Source organism: Nocardia alni (genome assembly GCF_019038435.1).
Lineage (GTDB): Bacteria > Actinomycetota > Actinomycetes > Mycobacteriales > Mycobacteriaceae > Nocardia > Nocardia alni.
In genome coordinates this window covers 1-424 of the sequence record NZ_JAGPOX010000366.1, presented here as the reverse complement: position 1 = coordinate 424, position 424 = coordinate 1, and the positions used below count along the sequence as shown (strand labels likewise).

The 424-nt window shown below is 72.6% G+C and carries 1 protein-coding gene; it reads right to left on the bottom strand.

Features of this window, described 5'->3' with window-relative positions; all coding sequences use genetic code 11:
* A partial coding sequence (locus JZ791_RS44355; protein ID WP_308163519.1) for a glycosyltransferase occupies positions 1–393 on the bottom strand: 393 nt, incomplete at its 3' end.
* Positions 394–424 lie beyond the last annotated feature (31 nt).

Genomic DNA, 424 nt, shown 5'->3' with positions numbered 1-424 from the left:
GCTGGACAGGGCGTAGCCGCCGCCGAGCTGCTCCGCCTTCCAGGGGCGCAGCGGCTCGAGGGAGTGCGCGGAGAGGACGTGGGGGGTCTGGTGCAGGAGCTTGCCGAGGTGGCCGGCCAGGTTGGCGTACCAGGTGTGGGAGTGGATGACGTCGGCGCCCTCGAGGTCGCCGAGGATCGTGAGGTCGGTGGCCAGGGTCTGCACGGCCCCGTTGGCGGCGTCGAACCCGGGCGGGTTCGGGTACGTCAGGACGCGGGCCCCGTGGTAGTCCGGGTCGCGCGGCGCGCCGAAGGCGTGCACGCGGACGTCGGCGCGGGAGGCCAGGACACGGGTCAGCTCGGCGACGTGGACGCCGGCACCGCCGTAGATGGACGGGGGGAACTCTTTGCTCACGATGTCGATGCGCACGCCCCCAACCTAGTTC